Here is a 21,173-nt window from a genome sequence, read left to right on the forward strand (position 1 = left end):
TAAGGCATAGAAGAAATTCATGAAGGTGCGTCTAGGTATAGATATGATGGGAGGAGATCATGATCCTCTTGTTGTTTGGGATGCACTGGAGGAGGTTCTTCTTTCGTTAGAAGGTGGGCAGTCGGTAGAATTTTCCGTTTTTGCTACTCCGGATGTTCACCACCAAATAACTCGTTCTCCGTTGTCTCATTCTGTTCGGATTGTTGCCGCGGAAAGTTTCGTATCTATGGAAGATTCGCTGCTTGCAGCGGTTCGCAAGAAAAGCTCCTCTATGGCGTTAGGGCTGGATGCTCTACAAAGAGGAGAGCTGGATGGTTTTGTCTCTTCAGGAAATACGGCTGCGTTGGTGACGCTTGCCCGTTCCAAGATCCCTATGATTCCAGCAGTTCCTCGACCGGCTTTGCTGGTTTCTTTTCCTACTCTTTCGGGCTTTGCTGTAATTTTAGATGTTGGTGCAACTGTTGCTGTCAAACCTGAAGAGATGGTTGGATTTGCTCGTATGGGGCTCGCTTATCGCCGGTCGCTAGCTTGCAGCGATAGCTCTTTCACTCTTGGGTTGCTCAATATCGGTTCAGAAGAGCGTAAAGGAACCGATTCTCATAAACAGACCTTTCGTATGCTTCGAGATGTTTTTGGCCCCGCTTTCTTAGGAAATATCGAAAGCGGAGATGTTTTCAGTGGTAAAGTAGATGTCGTGGTTACGGATGGGTTTACAGGAAACGTATTCTTAAAAACTGCTGAAGGGTTATTTGATTTTTTGCGGCATATCTTGGGAGATCGTTTGGAAAAAGCGATCAAGACTCAGTTTGATTATACTATCTATCCAGGCTCTATTATCAGCGGTTTATCTAGGCTGGTTATCAAATGTCATGGGAAATCTTGTGAGAAAGCTCTGTTTGGAGGAATCTCCGGAGCCATTGATTTAGCTCGCGCTAATGTCTGTGAGCGTATTGCAGCTAAGTTCTGTCCCAGCAAGGATTAGAGAAGAAACTTTTCTTAGTTTCTAGAGCCTGCTCTTAACAAAAATCTTTTTTAAAAAGTTGTCAGCGTTGTACATTCCAAGGTTTAAAGCTCTAATGCCATCTCTGGAGCTTGTCTATAAATCGTTTTGTCTTGCGTGATCAACCGGAGACAAAATGTAGTGTTGGACCGATTGGATTCGGTAAGCAAGTTTGTCAAAAAGCGCTTTTAGCAGGTTTACAATGAGTTCCGAGAAAGATATAAAAGGCTCTTGTTCTAATTTTTCCTTATCGGTAGTAGCGGCTATCCTCGCTTCTATAAGCGGGTTAGCGAGTTGTTCGGATCTTTGTGCCGGAGTACGGTCGGCAGATTACCCTACTTACACGAGTCCTCAAGCCGCGGTATTATTGGATCATATTAAAGATCTATTTATTGTCTCCAAAGAAAGTTTGGATGAGGGGCAATATAAATTGATTGTTGGCGAGCCGGGCTCTTTTCAAGAAAGGGCTGCTGAGACTCTTCCTGGTAAAGTAGAGCGTAGTACTTTGTTTTCTGTAACAACGCCTATAGAGATCCAGGGAATAGATCAACAACACCAATCCTTTTCTCAGGGGTTGGTCTGTAATTTTTCAGGAACCGGTTCCGATACCACTCGTGATAAAGAGGCTTTTTTAGGAATTGCCTTCCTAGGGGATGGTGGTAAAGCGGGGATCACATTAACAGATATAAAGTCGTCTTTATCGGGCGCTGCTTTCTATTCTTCAGAAGATCTTATTTTTGAAAAAATTAAAGGAGGCATCGAACTCTCTTCCTGTGCATCTCTAGAACAGGGGGGAGCTTGTGCAGCTAAAAGTATTCTAATCCATGATTGTCAGGGGTTAACCGCAAAACATTGTACGACAGAAGTGCATGCCGAAGGAGCTAGCGCTGTTAGTCATCTAGGGACGGGAGGGGGAGCTTTCCTAGCGAATAGTTCTCTTTCCGGAGAAAAAAACTTGTATATGCCTGCAGGCGATATCGTTGTGGCTAACTGCGATGGCCCCATCTTATTTGAAGACAATAAGGCGTTATTCGCTAATGGGGGAGCTATTGCTGCTTCTAAAAGTGTTGTTTTCTTTGCTAATAACAAAAAAACTTCTTTTCTCGATAACCAAGCTTTATCAGGAGGAGCAATTTCCGCTTCTTCCGGCATTTTGTTCCAAAATTGTGCAGAACTGGTGTTCAAGGGCAATCTTGCAAAAGGAACGCAAGATACGGGGGCTTTGGGAGGAGGTGCTTTAGCTTCTTCAGAATCTGTAATTTTGAAAGATAATCTCGGGATTTCCTGTGACAAAAACCAGTCCTCTTCAGGAGGAGGAGCTATTTTTGGTAAAAATTGTCAGATTTCAGGGACCCAGGGTGCTGTACTGTTTAGGGATAATACAGCTGCCTTAGGAGGCGGAGTTATTTCAGCACAGGAAACTGTATCTCTTTGTGACAATAAAGCAGGAATGTCTTTTGAAGGAAGCAAGGCTAGTTTTGGAGGAATTATTGCTTGCGGAGACTTCTCTTTTGAGAGAGGTTCTTCGGCTTTAGGAGCTATTGAGATTGCTCATAACTTGGGGGACATCTCTTTTCTTCGAACTCTATGTACAACCTCTGATTTGGGGCAGATAGCTTATCAAGGAGGGGGGGCTTTATTAGCCGAAAATATTTCTCTTTTTGAGAATGCTGGGGCAGTGACTTTCAAAGATAATATTGTACAAACCTTTGCCTCTAGCGGAAAAATGTTAGGGGGAGGAGCGATCTTAGCATCAGGAAAGGTTTCCATCATTCAGAACTCTGGAGGGGTTTCTTTTATAGGAAATGCTCGGGCTCCACAGGCTGCGCCGACACGCGATCCTGAAGAGGTTGTCTCTCTTAGTGCAGAATCTTTAAATGGATGTTCTGGAGGAGGAGCTCTTTTGGGGAAAGAGATCGAGATTGTCCAGAATGCTGATGTAGTGTTTGAGCAAAACCGTTTACAATGCGACGAGCAAGAGGCGAAATCTTTGGCGTGTTGTGGAGGAGGAGCTGTTCACGGAGTGGAGAGTGCTTTTATTATTGGAAACTCTTCGGTGAGATTCGGCAATAACTATGCAATAGGAGCAGGAGTTTCTGGAGGAGCTCTTTTATCCAAAAATGTACGTCTAGCAGAAAATACCAAAGTGGATTTTTCTCGAAATATCGCAAGCCTGTACGGGGGCGCAATTCATGTTTTTGACGGGAATTGCGAACTCTTAGATAACGGATGCGTGTGGTTTAGAGATAATAGAGGACAAACCTTTGGAGGAGCCATTTCTTGCTTCAAAGGAGATGTGATCATTTCTGGAAACCGAGGTAGTATTGAGTTTAAAGATAATGTAGTGGCTCGCCCCTATATTGAAGAATCTGCGGAGACAGAGGGAGCTCCGGATTCTGGTTCAGAAAATCAAAAAGCTGAAGAGCGTTCTTTCTTAGAAAACATTGAACAGAGTTTTATTACCGCAGCTAGCCAGACTTTGCTTGTTGAGGAAGAAGGTCAACCAGCAGTCGCTCCAATCTCTTCTGAAGAGCTTTTAAAAAGAAAAGAGTGTGCAGGAGGAGCTATTTGTGCGAAACGTGTCTATATTACGAATAACGAAGAACCTGTTGTGTTTGTAAATAATTTTTCGGATGTTTACGGCGGTGCTATTTTCGCTGGATCTCTCCGAGAGACAGATAAACAGCCAGAGATAACTCCAGAGGTTTTGATATCAGGAAATGCTGGGGATGTGATCTTTGCAGGAAATTCGGCTAAGCGTGATGAGCGTTTGCCAGATACTGGAGGCGGAGCCATTTGTACACAGAATTTAACGATTTCTAAAAATTCCGGTACAGTCTTGTTTCAGAACAACTCTGCTTGTTCTGGGGGAGCTATCCGCATAGAAGATGGTGGAGAAGTCTTGTTAGAGGCCTTTGGAGGAGATGTTATTTTCAGGGGGAATTCTTCTTTTAGGGCTCAGGGATCAGATGCTATCTATTTTGCTGGTAAGGAATCACAGATTAAAGCTCTGAATGCCATGGAAGGTCGGGCGATTGTTTTTCATGATGCCTTAGTTTTTGAAAGCTTAGAAGAGAGAAAAGGTTCGGGACCGTTGGTCATGAACAGCCAAGAAAGTGAGGGCTACACGGGAACGATTCGTTTTTTAGAAGCTGAAAGTAAAATTCCTCAGCGTATTCATTTACAACAAGGAAGCCTAGAGCTGTTGAAAGGAGCCGTTCTTTGTAGTTATGGGTTTAAGCAGGATACAGGATCGAAGTTGATATTAGCTGCGGGATCGAAATTGAAGATTTTGGATTCAGAGACCCTGGAGAAAGAGAGCTTGACTGTGGAAGATTATGTTAATCCAGACGACAGCCGCTCTCTTTGGATTGGGAAGAACGCCCAAGCAACCGTTCCTATGTTGGATATTCATACCATTTCCATTGATTTAGCTTCATTTTCTTCTGGAGACCAAGAGGTTACTGTGGAAGCTCCGCAAGTAATTGTCCCTAAAGGAAGTTGTGTTCAGTCTGGAGCGTTAAGTCTGGAATTAGTCAACACAACAGGATGTGGTTACGAAAATCATGCGTTGTTAAAGAATGCAGCTCAGGTACCACTAATGTCTTTCGTAGAGTCTTATGGTGAATCTGAAGAAGATTTGAGTAAATTGTCTGTTGCTGATTTGCGGATAAAAGTTGCTACTCCAGAGATAGGGGAAGAGACTTATGGGCATATGGGAGTTTGGTCTGAAGCACAAATTCAAGAAGGCACTTTGGTCATCAATTGGCAGCCTACAGGGTATAAACTGGACCCGCAGAAGGCTGGGGCTTTAGTCTTTAATTCATTATGGGAGGAGGGAGCAGTATTGTCCACGTTAAAAAATGCTCGCTTTGCTCATAACCTTACGACTCAGCGAATGGAATTTGATTATTCTACAAACGTTTGGGGACAGGCTTTCAGTGGTTTTAGAAATTTTTCTTCAGAACCGATTCTTGCTTTGGATGGGTACAGAGGGACCTATGTAGGAGCTTCCGCAGGAATCGATACTCTGTTGATGGAAGATTTCATTTTAGGGGTTAATGTAGCCTCTTTCCTGGGTAAAATGCGTAGTCAGAATTTCCAGGCAGAAATTTCCAGACAGGGTTTCGTGGGCTCGGTTTATACAGGATTTTTAGCTGGGTCCTGGTTCTTTAAAGGACAGTACTGTCTTGGAGAAACGCATAATGATATGAAAACTCATTATGGGGTTTTAGGAGAATCTAGTGCTACTTGGACATCACGAGGAGTATTAGCAGATGCTCTGGTTGAATATCGTAGTTTAGTCGGTCCCGCACGACCTACCTTCTATGCTTTTCATTTTAATCCTTATGTCGAAGTTTCTTACGCGTCTGTGAAGCTTCCAGGCTTTGTAGAATTAGGAAGAGAGGCTCGTTCTTTTGAAGAAACTTCTCTGACGAATATTACGATTCCTTTCGGTCTGAAGTTTGAAATGGCGTTTACAAAAGGACAATTTTCCGAAGTAAATTCCCTTGCAGTAGGCTATGCTTGGGAAGCATATCGAAAAGTAGAGGGAGGCTCTGTAAAGCTGTTAGAGGCTGGATTTGATTGGGAGGGGGCTCCTATGAATCTTTCCAAGCAAGAACTTCGACTGGCTTTAGAAAATAATACTGAATGGAGTTCCTATTTTAGCACGTCCTTAGGGTTCACTGCATTCTGTGGAGGATTGTCTTCTATGGATGGTAAGCTTGGGTATGAGGCAAATGCAGGAATGCGCCTTATCTTTTAGTCTCTGAGCAATGCTAAGTAAGAAACTTGGTCCCTAATTTTTTTGCCAAAAATTAGGGATTTTTTTTTGCGCGAAACTAGTTTCAAAAAAACATTACATATTTCTGGTCAATAAGTTGTTGGGAGAGTAGAATTTCGCTCTTTTTTATTAAAAAAATGAAATTTGTGCAGAGAGTGGTCTGAGCTAGTTTTTTCCATCTGCATGATGATTCTTTAAAGGAGATCTGATGACTGTTATTTTCCCCAATAATCGTTCCCCCGAGTCTATAACTTCCTTTACTAAAGAAATCGAAACAGTTAAATCAGAGCAAAGCTCTAGGGTCGAGCGTGTTGCTAAAGCACTTTGGGCTGTGGGATTGGTCAGCATTATAGCTGGAGTTGCAGGACTCCTGACCTTGGGGATTGGCGGGTGTGCTATGGCTGCCGGCTTTGGATTGATTGGAACTGTGGTTGCCGCTGTTGTTGTTGCCGTTGGTTTATGTTGTTTAGTCGCAAAAGGTTGCTTATCGCTTAAAAGAAGTAACTGGTTCGCCAAGGAACAGCGTCTTTGGATAGAGTCAAAATCGAGATACGAAGCCTTGCTAGCAGTGACTCTAGAAACTAATCGACTTTTGCAGCAAAAAGTTGAAGATCTTTCTCTAGAAAACGAGGAAAATCTTGAGTTGCACAAAGAGGATGTTGCTCAATACGAGCAAGTTTTGCAGGGTCAGTATGAGCACATTGGAAAGTTGCTTGAGCTGCAAAGAACAATTTCTGACGAAAAAAAATCTCTGGCGAAAATGCTAGAAGAGAATTCGCGTCTTCTTGAGAAGCGAGAAACGGAGATGCTATCTTTAAAAGAACAACTGCTTATGTCGGAAGAAGAGAAGGATGGGATGGCGGACGAAGTCTTAGAACTCGAAAAGGCGCAGCGGGGTATTGAATCAGGGCGCCGCGCCTCGATATAAAAAGCTTCCTCAAAAACGTTTTTAGAAGAAAAAATAGCCTAAACCTAACTAAAACATGTCGGTTGAGGCTATTTTTTTTTGATATACGAAAACTAATCGCGGCGGCTTTCGTCGATGATGGATTGTGTGAAATCCTGAATTTCCTTAGAAATATTTTTCGCTAGAATTTTTGTTTGTTCAGCAAATTCACGTGTGTGGTGTTTAGAATTTCGGAGTAGTGCTCTTCCCTTTTTCGTGCCAGATGTTTTGACGCGGAGGAGCTTTTTTCTGATCTGCATACCACTTTTAGGGATAAAAAGGCTTGTGAGCAGGGTGGCCAGAATGCCTCCGAATAGGACGCCTCGTAACCACATACAGCATTTGTTTTTTTTAGGTTTTTGGCTTTTGAACATCCTTTTCTCTCCCAACAAAGTTAGTCTTTTTTTCTTATCAAGAGCCATGCACATAAGGCGATGGCTGCCAGTTTCACTCCGCAAAATAAGCGGCTGCTGCGAGTATCATCGGAGTCCTCGTCATTGGTGAGTTCTTCTGCTAGCTGAGAGAAGTGTCGCTGTTTGTATTTCTTGCGTAGCCAATTCAGAATCCATTTTTTCCCGATAAACAGGGGAGGGAGCCATCGAGCTTCGAACTGGAATAAAGAGGTAATTCGGTGGATATGTTTCGTGATTTTATGGAGCTTAAGCAGTAGGCCAAGTGCAAAAGCAAAAATCAAGACCATCCCTAAAGAAAGCAGAATGCAGCAGGCGACTAAAGCTTCTATTAGATAGGGGGTCATAAAAACGAAAAAATAAATAGTTTAGTTTTCGATAATTATTTTCGTACTTCTAGTTAAAAAAGGGAACGTTACGAAGCAGTTTTTTTTGATTTTAAATAGTAAGTTGTTGACGGCTAGTTTGATGGCGCGGCTCTTGTTTAAAGAGGTGAAATACAAAGATTTTAATAAAAAGAGGAATCTTTATCTCTGAAAATCAAGGATCGGGTAGTTTTGAGCCAAAAGATATTCTCAAGGATAGGGCAATGACGCGAGAGGTGAGACAGCTATTTGGTACAGATGGAGTAAGAGGAAGAGCGAACTTTGAGCCTATGACGGTAGAAACTTCTGTTCTTCTTGGTAAAGCCGTCGCAGGAGTTCTACTGGAGAGGCATGCTGGGAAGCATCGCGTCGTTGTGGGGAAGGATACCCGGCTTTCTGGATATATGTTTGAAAATGCTCTCATAGCAGGTCTTACCTCTATGGGGATAGAGACTCTTATGTTGGGGCCTATTCCCACCCCAGGGGTAGCTTTTATTACGCGAGCCTATCGTGCGGATGCTGGGATCATGATCTCGGCATCACATAATCCGTATCGAGATAATGGTATTAAGATTTTTTCTTCTGATGGATTCAAAATTGGACAGGCTGTAGAAGAGCGTATAGAAGCTATGATCGTCTCAAAATCTTTTGGAAAGCTTCCTGATGATCATGCGGTCGGCAAAAATAAACATGTTAGAGATGCTACGGGAAGGTATATCGAGTATGCAAAAGCTACCTTCCCTAAAGGAAGGACCTTAAAGGGATTACGCATCGTTTTGGATTGTGCTCATGGTGCCACTTATAGAGTGGCGCCTTCAGTTTTTGAAGAATTAGATGCAGAAGTCATTTGTTATGGTTGTGAGCCCTCAGGATGTAATATCAATGAAGGGTGTGGAGCTTTATGGCCTTCTACTATTCAAAAAGCCGTTATTGAGCATGAAGCGGATGTCGGAATTGCGTTAGACGGGGATGGAGACCGCTTGATTATGGTTGATGAAAAGGGGCATATAGTGGATGGAGATATGCTCCTGAGTATCTGTGCGAGCGATTTGAAGAAACGACAAGCGCTGCCTGAGAATCGTGTTGTGGCAACTGTGATGACAAATTTTGGAGTGCTGCGCTATCTAGAAAGCCAGGGAATACAAGTAACGATTTCTCCTGTGGGAGATCGACATGTATTGCAGCATATGTTGGAAACACAAGCTGTTTTAGGCGGAGAACAAAGCGGGCATATGATCTTTCTTGATTACAATACGACAGGAGATGGGATCGTTTCTGCTCTTCAGGTATTGCGTATTATGATTGAAAGCGAATCTACTTTGTCAGATCTTACTGCTTGCATCGTGAAAAGTCCTCAAGCGCTGATCAATGTTCCTGTGACTAAAAAAGTGCCTCTAGAGACTTTAACGAATGTACAAGGAGTTCTCCAGGAAGTAAAAGAGATTCTCGGGGATTCTGGGCGGATTCTGTTAAGATATTCTGGCACGGAAAATATTTGTAGGGTTATGGTCGAGGGGACCAAAAAGCATCAAGTAGACTCCCTTGCAAAAACAATTGTGGATGTTGTAGAAGCCGAGATTGGAGCCGAGATTTCTGAATAATAGGAATCGATATGTGTGGAATATTTGGATATTTAGGAAAACGAAATGCTGTGCCGTTAGTTTTGGAAGGGCTAGCTAAACTGGAATATCGTGGGTATGATTCTGCGGGAATAGCGACTTTTGTTTCTGGACGCTTGTTTGTGGAGAAAGCTGTAGGGCCTGTTAGCCGGCTATGCTCGATGATTTCTTCCAGTAGCCATTCTCAAGTAGCAATAGGGCATACTAGGTGGGCCACACATGGGGAGCCTTTACGATGCAATGCACATCCTCATATGGATATGTATGAGAGTTGTGCGCTTGTTCATAACGGAATTATCGAGAATTTTCAGGAGCTTCGAGAAGATCTGAGTAGCAAAGGGATTGTCTTTTCATCGGAAACCGATACCGAGGTTATTGTGCAACTTTTTGCTTTCCGTTATCAAGAGACAGGAGATCTCGTTCAGAGCTTTTCTTGGACTTTGAAGCAGCTACAGGGCAGTTTTGCCTGTGCTTTAGTACACAAAGACCATCCTGGAGTCATGTTGTGCGCTACTCATGAAAGCCCTCTTATTCTAGGATTAGGAGAAGAAGAAGTTTTCATCTCTTCTGATGTCCATGCTTTTTTAAAATATACGTATCAGACACAAGCCTTGGCTTCTGGAGAATTGGCTGTTTTACGTATAGGACAGCCTATTGAAATGTATAATTTTGAATTGGCTCGCATTCAAAAAGAGGTGCGCTACATAGATCATGCTGAAGATTCTTTAGATAAAAAAGGTTTCGATTATTACATGCTTAAAGAGATTTATGAGCAGCCGGAGGTTTTTGAGCGCATTTTGTCTCTTTCTTGCGAGGATGAGAAGTTTACAGAATCTTTTATTAAAGAATTTTCTTTGGATGGCATTGAGAGTTTACATATCGTAGCTTGTGGGTCTTCTTATCATGCAGGATGTTTAGCCAAATATGTCATCGAATCCATCGCTTCGATTCCTGTGTATGTCGAAACAGCTTCAGAGTTTCGTTATCGTCAGCCCCATATAGCGAAACAGTCTTTAGGAATTTTGATTAGTCAATCGGGAGAAACTGCAGATACTTTAGCCGCTTTAAGCGAGTTTCGTAAGTTGGATGGCGTGCGAGTGCTGGGCATTTGTAATGTACGAGAGTCGGCATTAGCTTCCCGAGTAGATCATTGTTTATTTATCGAGGCTGGGTTGGAGGTAGGGGTTGCTTCAACAAAGGCGTTTACAGCACAACTATTGATGTTGATTTTGTTGGGGTTGAGACTGGCTGTCCAGCGTCGAACAATCTCGCAAGAAGATTTTATACAGGCGATACAGGGGATAAGAGATTTGCCTCGGCTGACAAGACTTTTATTGGATAGTTCGATTCATGATTGGCGTTGTCGGCAAAGTGGTGAAACTAGCTTTATCTTCTTAGGGCGGCGTTTTATGTATCCGATTTGCATGGAAGCTGCTTTAAAATTAAAAGAAATTGCTTATGTGGAAGCTAATGCCTATCCTGCAGGCGAGATGAAACATGGGCCGATTGCCCTTATTCGAGAAGGGACTCCAGTTATTGTATATTGTGGGGACCGCCTTGTATACACCAAAACTATCGGAGCTATTATGGAAGTAAAGGCGAGAAAAGCCTATGTTATTGCCATTGCTCCGGAATCCAACACAGATATCGAAGCTGTCTCTGATGAGCAAATCTACATTCCAGATAGCCATGATCTGGCTGCTCCTGTTTTGTTTGCTATAGCGGGACAGATCATGGCCTACACAATGGCCTTGCAACGAGGGACTGAGGTAGATAGACCTAGGAACTTGGCCAAATCTGTCACTGTAGAGTAAGAAGCCTTTTTCTCTGTTGATGAATACCATAAGCGTCTGTATGTTAGATGGAATGAGGGATCGCAAATGAATGCGTCCCTCTTATAAAAGGTATTCTCATGATGAACAAAATGTTTGGTGGAGCCTTGATTGTTGCAGGAACAACCATTGGCGCCGGAGTATTAGCTGTCCCCGTTTCCACTTCAGAGGGGGGATTCTTGCCTACAACACTTTTGTATATTGTTTCTTGGTTAATAGCAGTCGCTTCTGGCTATTGTTTTTTAGAAATATTGACTTGGCTGCATGCAAGAAAGAATGTCAATATGGTCTCTATGGCAGAACATACTTTGGGGCATAAAGGGAAGATAATCATGTGGTTGGTTTATCTGCTGCTCTTCTATTCTCTCTTAGTTGCCTACTTTTGTGATGGAGGGAACATCCTTATGCGAGTCTTGGGATGCCGGGATTGGGATGCGCCTTGGATTAGACACGCAATGCCAATAGTGTTTTTCGCCTTGTTTTCTCCGCTTTTAATGGCAAAAACATCGATAGTCGATTGGTGTAATAGGTTTTTTGTTTTGGGATTAGGGATAGCTTTCGCCATGTTTTGTTTTTTTGGCTTCCCTTTGATGAAGTCGGAACTATTAGTGCGATCTTCTTGGGGGGCTACCTTAAAAGGATTTCCTATTTTGTTTTTAGCTTTTGGCTTTCAAAACGTTGTTCCCACACTATACCATTACATGGATAAGAACGTAGAGGATGTAAAAAAGTCTATTGTCATTGGAAGCTTTATTCCGTTAGTTCTTTATGTAATTTGGGAAGCAATTGTATTGGGAGCCGTTCCAGAAACATTTTTGGGGCAAGCTAAGATGGAAGGATGGACCGCCATTGGGGCTTTACAAGCAGCTTTGAAATGTTCTGCTTTTTATGTTGCTGGGGAATTTTTTGGATTTTTTGCGTTGATTTCCTCTTTCATTGGGGTGGCATTAGGTCTGAAAGATTTCTTTGTCGACGCTTTTCAATGGGATGAAAGGAAACGTAAAATGGAAATCTTTTTCCTCGTTTTCGTCTTTCCTTTAGTGTGGGCCGTTTTTTACCCAGGAATTGTTTTAAAATGTTTGGAATGTACAGGAGCCCTAGGAGAAACGATCGTTTTAGGGATTTTCCCCGTGCTTATGATTTGGAAAGGGCGTTATGGGAAGAAACGTTACTATGGTAAGAGGATTCTTCCTGGCGGGAAAGGAGCCCTTGTGGCGATGTCAGGACTGGTACTTGTAAATTTGGTCTTGATTGCCCAGAAGTTTTTGAATTACTAATTTTTTTTGAATCATTGTTTGGGCTCGCATTGAAAATCTTTCAGTGCGAGCCTTTTTTTTGAGCAAGGATTCCGGACTGGGCAACAATAGGATTTACTAGTCAGCGTCCCCGCCCCGCATATATTTATTTTTATATTTCCATTGATAGGGGCAGTTTTTATCCCGAGATTGTTTTGTCTTGTTTACGCTATGCTGGGGGAATCGGGGGAGCTTGCATGATCGTGTTGTTTCCAGTAACCATGTTATGGAATGGCCGGTATGGAAAACGACGTTGCTCTGGCAAACACGTGTTGCCTGGGGGAGGGCGGTTCTATGGATTTTAACAGGATATACTGTGTTAAATCTTGCAACCCTGTATTATACGGTTTAGCAAGAAGTCGTGTAAAAACTTTTTAAATAGGAGATCTCCATGGGATTGTATGATCGCGATTATGCGCAGGATTCTCGTTTGCCTGGGACCTTCTCTTCCAGAGTGTATGGGTGGATGACTGCGGGGCTAGCAGTAACTACGTTGACGTCCTTAGGGCTATATGCAACAGGGGCTTACAGAACCCTTTTTTCTTTGTGGTGGGTTTGGTGTTTTGCAACGTTAGGAGTGTCTTTTTATATTCAAGCTCAGATTCAAAAACTTTCTGTCCCAGCTGTAATGGGGCTGTTTTTAGCCTACTCAGTTTTGGAAGGGATGTTCTTTGGAACGATGGTTCCTGTGTATGCTGCTCAGTTCGGAGGAGGTATTGTTTGGGCCGCATTTGGGTCCGCAGCTGTTATCTTTGGATTGTCGGCCGCTTATGGAGCTTTCACAAAAAATGATCTAACGCAAATTCACAGAATTTTGATGTTGGCTCTTGTAGGCCTTATGGTTATATCCCTAGTATTTCTAATAGTATCTCTTTTCACGCCGATGCCATTATTGTATCTGTTGATTTGCTATTTAGGGTTGGCGATTTTTGTCGGGCTCACGGTGGTTGACGCGCAATCTATCCGTCGCGTAGCTCGCAGCGTAGGAGATCATGGAGATTTAAGCTACAAACTGTCCTTGATCATGGCGTTGCAGATGTATTGCAATGTGATTATGATATTTTGGTACTTGTTACAAATTTTTGCTTCTTCAGACAAAAGACGTTAAAAGCAAAGAGGCATTCTTTCGAAAGAGGATTTTTAGGGTTCTAAAAATCCTCTTTCTTATTTAAGGAAAAAGTTCAACTTTCCAGTAATTTGTCTAAAAAACGATCGATAGAAAAAGGCTCAAAATCAGAAACCGTTTCTCCATACCCAACAAATCGTGTAGGAATTTTAAGTTCATCGGCGATGCGAAATAGGGAGCCTCCCTTAGCAGAGCCTTCCACTTTTGTGAAAATTAACCCATCGATAGGTACTGCCTCATGGAACATGCTCACCTGACTTAATGTGTTGCTTCCTAAGGTTGCATCGATAGTCATGAGCGTTTCATGAGGAGCTCCGGGAAAAGCCTTGTTACATACAGAAACAATCTTTTGCAATTCTTTAAGGAGGTTCGTGTGAGTATTCAGCCTTCCAGAGGTGTCGATGATCACTTGGTCGTAGTCTCTAGCGATTGCAGCAGAGATGCCATCAAAAGCTATAGCCGCAGGATCTCCTCCAGGTTTGCCGGAGATAAAACCGCAGTTTAAAGAATTTGCCCAACAACGCATTTGATCCATTCCTGCAGAGCGAAAGGTGTCTGTAGCCACGATCAAAACTGTTTGGTTTTGAGAAAGATAGTAGTGGGCCAGTTTCGCTACTGTAGTTGTTTTCCCGGAGCCGTTAGTTCCTAAAACAAGAGTCGCGTGTGGACGAACAGAAGAGAGCTCTCTTTGGGGTAATTTAGCAATAATCTCAGAAAGAAAAGAACGAATAAGCCCCTTAAGCGTGTGTTCATCAGGATGCTTATGTTTGCGTAACTCTTTACAAAAAGCTTCGGTTAGTTTGGGGCCAAAATCTCCTTCATACAGGAGAACCTCAGCATGTTCCAGTAAATCTGAAGGAAGAGTTTTTTTAAAAAGAGAGCGAAGTTTGTTCCCGAAAAACTTGAACACAGACAGGGTAAAGTTGATTGAAGTAAAAAGAATAATAAAAGATAAGGAGGAAAAATTAAAGGGTTATTTATGCATCTTCATGAGTATCAAGCTAAGGACCTTTTAACTTCTTATCAACTTCCTATTCCCTCTTATCGTGTAGCAGCTTCTGTGCCTGAAGCGGAAGCGGCCATTCAGGCTGAGCAATGGAGGTCTGGGGTTGTTAAAGCACAGGTTCATTCTGGGGGAAGAGGGAAAAATGGAGGAGTGATTATTGCTCGTTCTCCAGAGGATTTATTAGCAGCGACAGATCAATTGCTGCATATGCAGTTTTCTAGTAATCAGACGGCAGGGCGCTCTCTACCGGTCAATAAAGTGCTAATTTCTCCTCTGATAGAGATAGTTGCGGAGTATTATCTTGCGATCGTAGTAGATAGAAAGCATCGTTGCCCTGTAATGATGCTTTCCAAGGCGGGAGGTATGGATATCGAAGAGGTAGCAGAAAAACAGCCCGAGCTCTTGTTAACAATAAAGCTGCCTTCTTCAAAAAAAATCTATAACTATCAGTTACGCCAAATCGCTAAATTTATGGAGTGGGATAAATCGATTGCTGATCAAGGGAACCGCATTATCTGTCAGTTATTACAATGTTTTTATGACAACGATATCTCTTTATTGGAAATCAACCCACTCGTGCTGACTGCAGATCGATCTCTTGCCATTCTGGATGCTAAAATCACTATCGATGATAACGCTCTTTATCGGCACCCACAGTTAGCAAATTGTTACGACCCCTCTCAGGAAAACATTCGTGATGTGCTCGCTAAGCAGCTGGGACTTTCCTATATTGCTCTAGAGGGGACCATCGGCTGCTTAGTGAATGGAGCCGGGTTAGCAATGAGTACTTTGGATATTCTTAAGCTATATGGAGGCTCGGCAGCGAATTTCTTAGATGTTGGAGGAAGTGCCTCAGAAAAGCAAATCCAAGAGGCGATCTCTTTGGTTTTATCGGACAAAAGCGTTCGTGTGTTGTTCATTCATATTTTTGGCGGAATCATGGATTGCTCCGTAGTAGCTGCTGGACTAGTATCTGCCATGCAAGGACAACAAGAACATGTTCCTACGGTAATCCGTTTGGAAGGAACGAATGTAGATAAAGGGAGAGACATTATTCTCAAGGCAGGAATTCCTTGTGAATTTGTTGCCTCTATGAGTGAAGGGGCTGAGCTCGCTGTGAAATTAAGTCGTTAGCTTGGAGAGAGATTGTGTTAGAATTATTAAGCAAAGATCTACCGATTATTACTCAAGGTATTACGGGGAAAGCAGGGGCTTTTCATACTGCGCAATGTGTCTCTTATGGATCTAACTTTGTGGGTGGGGTGACTCCAGGGAAGGGAGGAACTCGATTTTTAGATTTACCCGTTTTCGACTCGGTTTTAGAGGCGAAACGGGTAACTGGATGTCGAGCTTCGATGATTTTTGTTCCTCCAGCTTTCGCTGCAGAAGCAATTTTTGAGGCTGAAGATGCAGGAATGGATTTGATCGTATGTATAACAGAAGGGATTCCTGTACAAGATATGCTGGAAGTTGCTTCTCTTATGGAAAAAAGCTCCTGCCGTTTAGTTGGACCTAATTGTCCTGGAGTCATTAAGCCAGGGATTTGTAAAATTGGCATTATGCCTGGATATATTCACCTACCAGGGAATGTAGGCGTGGTTTCTAGATCTGGTACGCTAACATATGAAGCTGTGTGGCAATTAACACAGCGAAAAATTGGACAAAGTGTTTGCGTTGGAATCGGAGGGGATCCTTTGAATGGAACCTCCTTTATTGATGCGCTTCGGGAATTTGAGAATGATAAGCAGACAGAAGCTATTCTTATGATTGGTGAGATAGGCGGAAGTGCAGAAGAAGAAGCGGCAGATTGGATAAGCCAGTATTGTAGTAAACCCGTGGTAGCTTTTATTGCAGGAGCTACAGCTCCCAAGGGGAAACGTATGGGGCATGCGGGTGCAATTATTTCAGGAAACAGTGGAGATGCTTTGAGTAAACAACGGGCTTTAAGAGAAGCGGGGGTTATCGTTATAGAATCTCCTGCACAGATTGGAGAGACTGTTGCTGCCGTTCTAAATCCTCGTTAGTTACAGGGTATTGGAGCACTCTACAGAGTCGTGTCCTTGATTTGCATCATCAGATTTTGTATGCTGCAAACCTGTTCTTTATGATGCATAAAATACAAAAAGGCCTAGAAGCCTGGATCGCTTATCAAGGAAAAGATGATGAAAAAATTATTATGTGTGTTGCTATCGACATCGGTTTTCTCGTCGCCAATGCTGGGCTACGGTGCGTCTAAAAAAGATGCTCAGAATGATATTTGTTTGGCAGGATCTTTGAGTGAACGGGATCTTTCCCAAGAAGAGTTGCTAAAAGAAGTTTCTCGAGGATTTTCGAAAGTCGCCGCTCAGGCGACTCCTGGTGTGGTCTATATAGAAAATTTTCCTAAAACAGGAGGGGCGGCGATTGCCTCTTCAGGAAATAAACGGGGGATGCAAGAAAATCCTTTCGATTATTTCAATGATGAATTTTTTAATCGTTTTTTTGGTTTGCCATCGCATAGAGAACAACCTCGTCCTCAGCAGCGTGATGCGGTGAGAGGGACAGGTTTTATTGTGTCGGAGGATGGATATGTTGTGACCAACCATCACGTAGTAGAGGATGCTGGGAAAATTCATGTGACTCTACACGATGGACAAAAATACACAGCAAAAATTGTGGGGTTAGATCCTAAAACGGATCTTGCAGTTATCAAGATTCAAGCAGAAAAGTTACCCTTTTTAACTTTCGGGAATTCTGATCAACTTCAGATAGGCGATTGGGCCATAGCGATAGGAAATCCTTTCGGATTACAGGCGACGGTAACCGTCGGGGTGATTAGTGCTAAGGGAAGAAATCAACTGCATATAGTTGATTTTGAAGATTTTATTCAGACGGATGCAGCAATTAATCCTGGAAATTCTGGTGGTCCACTGTTAAATATTGACGGACAAGTTATCGGAGTGAATACAGCGATTGTTAGCGGTAGCGGGGGGTACATTGGCATTGGATTTGCTATTCCAAGCTTAATGGCCAAGCGCGTCATCGATCAACTGATTAGTGATGGCCAGGTGACAAGGGGCTTTTTAGGAGTGACCTTACAACCTATTGATTCCGAACTTGCTGCTTGTTACAAATTAGAAAAGGTGTATGGAGCTCTGGTTACGGATGTTGTTAAAGGGTCTCCGGCAGAAAAGGCAGGTTTGCGTCAGGAAGATGTGATTGTTGCTTATAATGGGAAAGAAGTGGAGTCTTTGAGTGCTTTGCGTAATGCCATTTCTTTAATGATGCCAGGAACTCGTGTAGTTTTGAAAGTAGTTCGTGAAGGCAAAATCATCGATATACCTGTAACGGTGACGCAGATTCCTGCGGAGGATGGGGTGTCTGCTCTTCAGAAAATGGGTGTTCGGGTACAAAATATTACGCCAGAGCTATGTAAGAAACTGGGATTAGCAGCGGATACTAAAGGGATTCTTGTTATGTCCGTAGAAGCAGGTTCTCCTGCGGCTTCCGCAGGGGTAGTGCCAGGACAGCTTATCTTGGCTGTGAATAGACAAAGGGTTTCTTCTGTCGAAGAATTGAATCAAGTTTTGAAAAATGCAAAAGGGGAAAATATTCTTCTTATGGTCTCTCAGGGAGAAGTAATTCGATTTATCGTTTTAAAATCCGATGAATAATTTTGGCTTTTTGTTTTGAAAAACTGAATGTAAGGGGGCTCTACGGAGCTCCTTTTCTTTTTATGGGAGAATGCTTCGGAAAGAATATTTGTGTGGATATAAGAGATCTAACCATGTAGGCTGTCTTTCTTGTTGTTAGTTAGAAAAAAGTAGAGGAGAAAGGAATTCTCTCCTCTGTTGTAGAAGATTGAGTGGGATATGAAAATTGGGGATACCTATAGAAATTTTGTAGTCAAGTTGAGTCAGGATCTTCCCGAGATTGAAAGTAAGCTTATCGAAGTGGAGCATACCCCGACAGGGGCAACCATTATGATGATCGTCAACAACGACGATGAAAATGTGTTCAATATTTCTATTCGTACCTGCCCTCAGGATTCTAGTGGAGTGGCTCATGTGCTGGAGCATATGGCCTTATGTGGGTCCGAAAATTATCCGGTACGAGATCCCTTCTTCTCAATGACAAGACGTAGTTTGAATACATTTATGAATGCATTCACTGGGGCGGATTTCACCTGTTATCCGGCAGCGTCTCAGATACCGGAAGATTTTTATCATTTGCTCAGTGTTTATATTGATGCAGTATTCCATCCGTTGTTAACAGAGAATAGTTTTTTACAAGAGGCTTGGCGATATGAGCGGGCGGAAGATGGCTCCCTTGGTTACACAGGGATCGTGTTTAATGAGATGAAGGGAGCTCTGTTGTCAGGAGAGTCTCGACTCAGCGAAGCTATGAATGCTGCGTTATTTCCATCAGTAACCTATGGAGTGAATTCCGGAGGAGATCCCAAAGCAATTGTCTCTCTAAATCTAGAGACCGTGAGAGCCTTTCATGAGAGCCAATATACTTTGGGTCGATGTCTTTTTTATTTTTATGGGAATATCCGTCCCACCCGTCATTTAGATTTTTTAGAAGAGAAATTATTAAGACGTGTAGGAAAGATAGAAAAACAAAGCATTACTCTTCCTCTGCAGAAGCGTTTCAAAGAGCCTGTGCGAGTAATGGAAAAATATCCTTCCGATGGGGCTGATGAAGATAAGGTACTTTTTGGATTAGCTTGGTTGACCTGTTCGATTTTTGATCAACAGGATCTACTTGCTTTACACGTGCTGGAGTTGGTGTTGATGGGTACGGACGCGGCTCCTCTGAAATCTCGATTGCTAAAATCCGGGCTGTGCAAGCAGGCCGATATGAGTATTGACAGTGAGCTGCATGAGATTCCTGTATATCTTGTTTGTAAAGGATGCTCTCACTCGGGAAGTCAGAAGTTAGAAAGTATGATTTTAGCGAGTTTAGAAGAGATTTTACAGGAAGGGATTCCATTCAATCTGGTGGAAGGAGCTGTTCACCAGCTAGAATTAGCACGGAAAGAAATTACAGGGTACTCGCTCCCTTATGGATTATCTTTATTTTTCCGAGCTGGGTTGCTTAGACAGCATGGAGGGAAAGCAGAGGACGGATTAAGGATTCATACGTTGTTTGCTAATTTGAGAGAAAATATTCAAAACCCGGAATATTTACCTCGATTGGTGCGGAAGTATTTTCTAGACAATCCGCATTATGCTCGCGTCATTTCCCTCCCAGATTCTCAGTTAATCGCTCAAGAGAATAAAGAAGAGCGCAGTGCTCTACAGGCGATTCAGATGCAAATGAGTGCGGAAGATTTAGAAAGAGTAGAGGCAAATTCTAAGCGTTTAGAGGCATACCAGGCTCAGGAAGAAGATTTAAATAAAGTGTTACCGCTTTTTTCCTTGGATAAGGTTCCCTCTTTAGGCAAAGAGTTTGTTTTGGATAAAGAGACGTTCGGTGAAGGAGAGGTCTTACACCATGATTGCTTTACGAACGATATTATTTTCTTGGAATTAGTTTTTGATCTACCAGCTCTTTCTGTAGAAGAGCTCCCTTGGTTACGGCTTCTTGTTTTTGTGCTGCTTCAGCTAGGAAGTGGGGGGCGTTCTTATAAGGAACAGTTAGAATTTCTTTTGGAGAATACCGGAGGAGTAGACGTCCTTTATGACTTTTCTTCGCAGGCTACGGATTCCAGTCGACTCTCTCCCTCTATAAGCATTCGTGGTAAGGCCTTAATTTCTAAGGCAAAGTATGTGTGTCAAGTAATGAAGGAGACACTAACTTCTGTGGATTTCTCCGACACAGCACGTCTTAAAGAACTTTTGATGCAGCATGCTGAGGCTTTAACGAATAGCGTGAGAAACAGTCCTATGGGATATGCTATTGGTCTAGCTTGTTGTAACAAGTCCATTGCTGGAGGGTTGGCGTATCGTATGTCGGGACTTCCCTATGTCAAGCATGTTTGTGAGCTTCTGAGCCATTTTGATCAGCGAGCACCAGAAATTATTGATCGTTTACAACAGCTTTATAAGAAATGCTTTGTTGGGAGACGCCAGCTTATTATCAGCAGTAGTCGGGCAAATTATCAAGTTCTCCATGAACAGCGTTTCTTTGGTTTATTAGATGAGCGATTAGGGGTAGCAGAGTTGTGGAAAAATCCCTCTCTGGATCATGTTGAGGACTCTCGAGGTCTTGTGATTCCTGCACGAGGAGCCTATAATGTACTTGCGATTCCTCTAGGTTCTCTCTCTTATGATCACCCAGATGCCGCGGTTCTCTCTGTTGCTGCAGAGGTTTTAGGAAATGTCATTTTGCATACCAAGATTCGAGAGCAAGGTGGTGCTTATGGGTCTGGAGCTAATGCGAATCTGGGCCGGGGGGCCTTCTATTGCTATAGTTATCGAGATCCTGAAGTGTCTGCTACGTATCAGGTATTTTTGCAGGGGATTCGAGATATGGCAGCAGGAAAATTCTCAGAGGAAGATGTTCATGAAGGAATTCTTGGAGTCATTCAAAATTTAGATGATCCGATATCCCCAGGGAGCCGTGGGTCTACGTCTTACTATCGATCCAGAAGCGGTAAGGTGCCTTTCGTTCGTCAAGCCTTTCGCCAAGCTGTTTTAGCAACAACGAAAGAGCAGATTTGTGAGGTTGTCCGTAAGCGGCTTGAGACATGTCTTTCAGAAGCCTCTTTCGTTTCTTTTGCTGGAGAGGAGATGTTGCAAAAAAGCGCAGAAGAACTTGATAGACCTTTTCAAGTGGAAAGCGCTTTGTGAGCTAAACGTTTG

Annotated in this window: 14 protein-coding genes and 1 pseudogene; 12 read left to right on the forward strand and 3 right to left on the reverse strand. The window is 42.8% G+C overall.

Annotated features, from left to right (window positions below):
- Window positions 1-19 precede the first annotated feature (19 nt).
- From plsX to inaC, 3 genes are all read left to right on the forward strand, one after another.
- Complete coding sequence (gene plsX, locus B6E89_RS04460) at window positions 20-982, forward strand: phosphate acyltransferase PlsX (RefSeq protein WP_080121740.1); 963 nt, start codon at window positions 20-22, stop codon at window positions 980-982.
- Window positions 983-1,202: 220 nt separating this feature from the next.
- Window positions 1,203-5,768 carry an autotransporter protein PmpD gene (pmpD, locus tag B6E89_RS04465; protein WP_080133213.1) on the forward strand — a complete coding sequence of 1,522 codons (4,566 nt, stop codon included), beginning with the start codon at window positions 1,203-1,205 and terminating at the stop codon, window positions 5,766-5,768.
- 226 nt (window positions 5,769-5,994) lie between these two features.
- Window positions 5,995-6,714, forward strand: a complete 720-nt coding sequence (gene inaC / locus B6E89_RS04470) for an inclusion membrane protein InaC (RefSeq protein WP_080133214.1) — start codon at window positions 5,995-5,997, stop codon at window positions 6,712-6,714.
- A 92-nt stretch (window positions 6,715-6,806) separates the two neighbouring features.
- Here the strand turns inward: inaC and B6E89_RS04475 are convergent, their stop codons facing one another.
- Together B6E89_RS04475 and B6E89_RS04480 are read right to left on the reverse strand one after the other, a co-directional pair.
- The gene (locus tag B6E89_RS04475) at window positions 6,807-7,106 is read right to left on the reverse strand and encodes a YtxH domain-containing protein (protein WP_035407926.1); all 300 of its coding nucleotides are present in this window, start codon (window positions 7,104-7,106) and stop codon (window positions 6,807-6,809) included.
- Window positions 7,107-7,126: 20 nt separating this feature from the next.
- Complete coding sequence (locus B6E89_RS04480) at window positions 7,127-7,489, reverse strand: hypothetical protein (protein WP_080132251.1); 363 nt, start codon at window positions 7,487-7,489, stop codon at window positions 7,127-7,129.
- A gap of 242 nt (window positions 7,490-7,731) precedes the next feature.
- Between B6E89_RS04480 and glmM the strand changes: the two genes are divergently transcribed.
- The 5 genes and pseudogenes from glmM to B6E89_RS04505 all read left to right on the forward strand — a co-directional run bounded on the left by glmM (window position 7,732) and on the right by B6E89_RS04505 (window position 13,361).
- On the forward strand, window positions 7,732-9,108 hold the full coding sequence (gene glmM / locus B6E89_RS04485; protein ID WP_035407769.1) for a phosphoglucosamine mutase: 1,377 nt from the start codon (window positions 7,732-7,734) through the stop codon (window positions 9,106-9,108).
- An 11-nt stretch (window positions 9,109-9,119) separates the two neighbouring features.
- The gene (gene glmS, locus B6E89_RS04490; RefSeq protein WP_080133215.1) at window positions 9,120-10,940 is read left to right on the forward strand and encodes a glutamine--fructose-6-phosphate transaminase (isomerizing); all 1,821 of its coding nucleotides are present in this window, start codon (window positions 9,120-9,122) and stop codon (window positions 10,938-10,940) included.
- A gap of 98 nt (window positions 10,941-11,038) precedes the next feature.
- On the forward strand, window positions 11,039-12,235 hold the full coding sequence (locus B6E89_RS04495) for an aromatic amino acid transport family protein (RefSeq protein WP_080133216.1): 1,197 nt from the start codon (window positions 11,039-11,041) through the stop codon (window positions 12,233-12,235).
- 132 nt (window positions 12,236-12,367) lie between these two features.
- Window positions 12,368-12,605 (forward strand): annotated as a pseudogene (locus tag B6E89_RS04500) (aromatic amino acid transport family protein); the annotation flags it as partial.
- Between the two features lie 39 nt (window positions 12,606-12,644).
- A complete protein-coding gene (locus B6E89_RS04505; protein WP_035407780.1) occupies window positions 12,645-13,361 on the forward strand; it encodes a Bax inhibitor-1/YccA family protein in 717 nt (238 codons plus the stop codon).
- Between the two features lie 73 nt (window positions 13,362-13,434).
- Here B6E89_RS04505 and ftsY read toward each other — a convergent pair whose 3' ends face one another.
- A complete protein-coding gene (gene ftsY / locus B6E89_RS04510) occupies window positions 13,435-14,289 on the reverse strand; it encodes a signal recognition particle-docking protein FtsY (protein WP_080133218.1) in 855 nt (284 codons plus the stop codon).
- Between the two features lie 69 nt (window positions 14,290-14,358).
- Between ftsY and sucC the strand changes: the two genes are divergently transcribed.
- From sucC to B6E89_RS04530, 4 genes are all read left to right on the forward strand, one after another.
- The gene (gene sucC / locus B6E89_RS04515) at window positions 14,359-15,519 is read left to right on the forward strand and encodes an ADP-forming succinate--CoA ligase subunit beta (protein WP_080124563.1); all 1,161 of its coding nucleotides are present in this window, start codon (window positions 14,359-14,361) and stop codon (window positions 15,517-15,519) included.
- Window positions 15,520-15,533: 14 nt separating this feature from the next.
- Window positions 15,534-16,409: a succinate--CoA ligase subunit alpha gene (sucD, locus tag B6E89_RS04520; RefSeq protein ID WP_080121747.1), complete on the forward strand. Its 876-nt coding sequence runs from the start codon at window positions 15,534-15,536 to the stop codon at window positions 16,407-16,409.
- 135 nt (window positions 16,410-16,544) lie between these two features.
- Window positions 16,545-18,038, forward strand: a complete 1,494-nt coding sequence (htrA, locus tag B6E89_RS04525) for a serine protease HtrA (RefSeq protein WP_080133219.1) — start codon at window positions 16,545-16,547, stop codon at window positions 18,036-18,038.
- 198 nt (window positions 18,039-18,236) lie between these two features.
- Window positions 18,237-21,161, forward strand: coding sequence for an insulinase family protein (locus B6E89_RS04530; RefSeq protein WP_080133220.1), 2,925 nt, complete (start codon window positions 18,237-18,239; stop codon window positions 21,159-21,161).
- The last annotated feature ends 12 nt before the right edge of the window (window positions 21,162-21,173 follow it).

This window comes from Chlamydia suis, assembly GCF_900169085.1.
Taxonomy (GTDB): Bacteria; Chlamydiota; Chlamydiia; order Chlamydiales; family Chlamydiaceae; genus Chlamydia; species Chlamydia suis.

Coding starts and splice junctions, on each gene's coding strand:
- glmM (WP_035407769.1), top strand. CDS start 7,732: ATGACGCGAGAGGTGAGACAGCTATTTGGTACAGATGGAGTAAGAGGA.
- inaC (WP_080133214.1), top strand. CDS start 5,995: ATGACTGTTATTTTCCCCAATAATCGTTCCCCCGAGTCTATAACTTCC.
- sucC (WP_080124563.1), top strand. CDS start 14,359: ATGCATCTTCATGAGTATCAAGCTAAGGACCTTTTAACTTCTTATCAA.
- B6E89_RS04530 (WP_080133220.1), top strand. CDS start 18,237: ATGAAAATTGGGGATACCTATAGAAATTTTGTAGTCAAGTTGAGTCAG.
- B6E89_RS04505 (WP_035407780.1), top strand. CDS start 12,645: ATGGGATTGTATGATCGCGATTATGCGCAGGATTCTCGTTTGCCTGGG.
- B6E89_RS04480 (WP_080132251.1), bottom strand. CDS start 7,489: ATGACCCCCTATCTAATAGAAGCTTTAGTCGCCTGCTGCATTCTGCTT.
- glmS (WP_080133215.1), top strand. CDS start 9,120: ATGTGTGGAATATTTGGATATTTAGGAAAACGAAATGCTGTGCCGTTA.
- htrA (WP_080133219.1), top strand. CDS start 16,545: ATGATGAAAAAATTATTATGTGTGTTGCTATCGACATCGGTTTTCTCG.
- pmpD (WP_080133213.1), top strand. CDS start 1,203: ATGAGTTCCGAGAAAGATATAAAAGGCTCTTGTTCTAATTTTTCCTTA.
- B6E89_RS04475 (WP_035407926.1), bottom strand. CDS start 7,106: ATGTTCAAAAGCCAAAAACCTAAAAAAAACAAATGCTGTATGTGGTTA.
- plsX (WP_080121740.1), top strand. CDS start 20: ATGAAGGTGCGTCTAGGTATAGATATGATGGGAGGAGATCATGATCCT.
- B6E89_RS04495 (WP_080133216.1), top strand. CDS start 11,039: ATGATGAACAAAATGTTTGGTGGAGCCTTGATTGTTGCAGGAACAACC.